General features: G+C 43.6%; 2 protein-coding genes and 1 pseudogene. All 3 read right to left on the minus strand.

Features of this window, described 5'->3' with window-relative positions; all coding sequences use genetic code 11:
• A partial coding sequence (locus tag QAS77_RS10945; RefSeq protein WP_305065555.1) for an AAA family ATPase occupies positions 1-1,230 on the minus strand: 1,230 nt, incomplete at its 3' end.
• Between the two features lie 19 nt (positions 1,231-1,249).
• Complete coding sequence (locus tag QAS77_RS10950; protein WP_305065557.1) at positions 1,250-2,026, minus strand: hypothetical protein; 777 nt, start codon at positions 2,024-2,026, stop codon at positions 1,250-1,252.
• 104 nt (positions 2,027-2,130) lie between these two features.
• Positions 2,131-3,702: pseudogene (locus QAS77_RS10955) on the minus strand (hypothetical protein); the annotation flags it as partial.

Genomic DNA, 3,702 nt, shown 5'->3' on the forward strand with positions numbered 1-3,702 from the left:
ACGCATAAGTTCACTTTTATCGTTCTTCACGGTCTCAAGTTCGGACTTGAACACTGAAAGCTCATCACGCGTCTGTGCGAACTTCTCATCCACATCAGAGATCCTGCTTTGCAGGATCATTCTCTCGGTCTTCCTTTCAGAGATCTCAGAGAGAATACTGTCCTTACGAAGTGATTCTTCAGAAAGCTTAGAATCAACATCGTTTATCTTGTTCTTTGTTCCCTCGATATCAAGGAAAGCTTTCTTGCGTCTGGAATCAATATCTTCGATCTCATTGTCTGCAAGCTCGATACTATTGACACATCGGGATACTTCTCCCTTTATTTCCTCTATGTCCCTTTTGACCTGTATCTGCTCGTCCTCACCCATCCTCTGGATCTCAGATGTGAGCTCAGTGAGCTCCTTCTCGATCCCTGCAAGCTTCTCCTTCCTCTCCTCGATCGAGAGTTGCAGCTTTTCCTGCACTTCTTTCTTGGAAGAAATATCCTTGTCGACATTCTCAAGTTCAACTTTTGCATCCTTGAGCTTGGAAAGAAGTACGAAACCCTCGAACTTCATCTTCTCCTGCTTGAGCGCCTGATACTTGACCGCCTGATCACGTTCCACCTTGAGCTTCTCAAGCTGTTTTTCCACTTCCTCGATCAGTATATCTGCCCTTTCAACGCGTTCCCTGACGATCTCAAGTTCATTTAGTGCCCTGTCCCTCTTGTTATCAAACTCAGCAACACCGGCGATCTCATCGATGATCTTACGCCGTTCATTCGGGGTCATTGTAATGATGCGAGTAACATCGCCCTGCATGACAACATTGTAACCTTCCGGAGTCACTCTTGCCTTTGAAAGATAATTATGGACCTCAGTGAGGCTCACAGCCTTGCCGTTAAAATAGAAGTAGCTATAATAACCATTATCAGTCTCCCGGATCTTTCGACTGATAGTAACCTCATCGGCATCCACCGGCATCTCGCGGTCAATATTATCGAATTTAATAGTAACCTGTGCAAAATCCGGCCTTTTTGCCTTGTCGCCATTGTATATCAGATCAGTAAGTTTTTCAGCCCTTAATGTTCGTGAGTTCGAAAGACCAAGAACGAAAAGGATACCATCGATGATATTTGATTTCCCGCTTCCGTTCGGACCGGAAATGGTAGTAAAATCATCAAAGAAGGGTATCTTAACTTTTTTGCCAAAAGATTTGAAATTTATAAATTCAAGTTCCTTAATATACACAACATTCCTCGGTAAGGGATTATAAAGATCTTCTGCGAGTCGTTGTGATCACCGTATCTTCATCATCACGATCTTCCACAGTCTCAAGTTCGGTCTCAGAACGCCTGCGCAATGACTCCCCTTCTTCAGCGACAATATATTCACAGTCATCGTTCTTTGGGGTCGGAGGAGCACTTCTTTCAAATGGGGTCCTCATATCATTTGCAACAATGTATTCAGAAGGAATACTATCCTGCTGACTCTGCACTGGCTCTTCTGCCTTTATTTCACGTATTTTCATATTGATTTCGCCAGAATTAATAAGGTTGCCCCAGTTCGAACCTGAAGATGTCTGTGACACAGGCGATCTTGCTTCCTGAGCCTTTAGATCAGGAACTAGCACCTCAACTGCGGGCTTTGGAACTGACCTCTGACCAAAAAGAGAGTCAGTAAGACGAACTTTGGATTCAGGAACCGCTTCCAGAGGTTTTTGTGCCGGAACATCAAAGGCCATATCAGTGACAGACTTTGCAAATCCGAGGTCTGATCTTGGAAGATCTTTCCTAAGGGATCTCAACTGAGATTTCTGGTCGAGAAGTTCATCCATCATTCCACTTATATTGCTTGAAAGTTCCTTTAAGTCCTGCTCGACCCTGTTGAGCCGATTGTTGATATCAAGGTCGTTCTTTAGGTCATTACGAAGTTCCCTCATGATAGAATCACGAAGAGTAGTGTTCATAACCTCCATATCGCCTTCCTTTTCAACTAGCTTCCGCTCAAGCCTCTCTATTACAAAGTCTCTGTTCTCGGCGCTCATTAGATCCCTCGCAAATCGTCCATCCCTTATGGTCAAACCATTATCCTAGCTTTAATAGGCTAAAAACTATAATATATCTTATGGTTGCATTTTTTCGATAAATGTCATTTACTGGATATGGAAGAGCTATTTGTGATAGGATCTTTCTCAACGACAAAAACGTGGTCTGCTGAATCGATCAATGACTCATCATGTGATACGATCAATATCTGTCCAACCCCGATATTCCTCATCATATCGATAAGTTTGATCAACTGATGGACATGACCACGGTCAAGGAAAACAGTAGGCTCATCAAGTATCAGTGGAGGCAGCTCTGCACTTCCCGGCGCATGTGCCAGCAAACGATATATCGCACACCGAAGGACCAGATTGAATATTGCCCGCTCCCCTCCGCTCAACAACTTGGGTTCAAGAGGCGTGCCATCCTTCTCGTATATCGTCAGATTGTATTCCGGATCAAGGCTGATATGAGAATAGGCATTGTTGGTGTACATAAAAGAGAATATCTCGTTCAGTAACCTGTCAAGAGCATCAATGTTCTTTGCACGAAGCTCCACACGAAGACGCAGATACATCGTTTCAAGTTCCTCTGCATCCCGATAGACTGCTGCAAGGAAATCCTTCTTGTTCACCAACATCTTCTGCTTTTTCTTAAGCTCGTTCAGTCTCTGGATATCCCCTTCTATACGCCCGATCTCCTTGTGGAGTTCACTCTTACGCTGATCCCGCACCTCCATCTCAGAAACGATCCCGTTATATGCACTTTCATACTGAGATCTATCTGCCTGGAGCTTCTTCAGATCAACGTCCCCCAATGCCTCATCAAGTTTAAGGATGCGTTGCTTACGTTCATTTATCTGCGACTCGAACAGTTCTATCTTTTCCAGTCCGTTTTTCACCCCGTCCTGAAGACGGTTGATGTTATTTTGTATATCTTTGACCTTCAGAATATTGGAGCGTATCTGCCTTGCCGCATCCAGTTTATGCAATAACTTCCCATGAAGTTCCTGTGCAGCGGTCTCCTCACTTTTAAGAGACTCCATCCCATTTTTCAGCTCAGCTATCGAACGCTTGCATTCATCAATCTGTTTTTCAATATCTATTACCTTATCATTTTCTTCCTTGATGGAACTTAAATGCTCCTCTATGCCCTTCTCAATGGAAGTGATCTCGTTCTTCTTAAGCAGTAACTGCTTTTCAGCCTCAGCTATCGCTTTAATGATATCCCGCACATTCCGGATAAGTTCCACTTTCACCTTAATTTTGTCCTGGTCTGCCCTTATCAGCTCCAGTTCATTGATAAGCTCGGTTTTCCGATCTTCATCCCCAGCGGTCTCTTCGCATACTTTTGAACCTTGAAGGTCCTGCCCGCAGGTAGGACAAAGCCCCTTGCTAAGAAGGTCTTTGCTCTTCTGTATCTTTTTCTCAAGTTCCGCAACCTTGGTAGATATTTCTTTTTCTTTACCGTGAAGCTTCGTTTGTTTTTCATTCACGAAACCGGAAATATCATCAATTTGATCCAGCTTATCTTCCACAAATCCAAGTTCTTTTGCATCACCGTACTTATTTTGGATGAACGATCCGATCTGTTCGACATCTTCCAGATACTTTTTGAGATCGTTTTTTACAGATACGATTTTCTCTTCCCGGGTTCGTATGCTACCAACCGAATT

This window comes from Methanococcoides sp. (assembly GCF_030594565.1).
GTDB classification, from domain to species: Archaea; Halobacteriota; Methanosarcinia; order Methanosarcinales; family Methanosarcinaceae; genus Methanococcoides; species Methanococcoides seepicolus.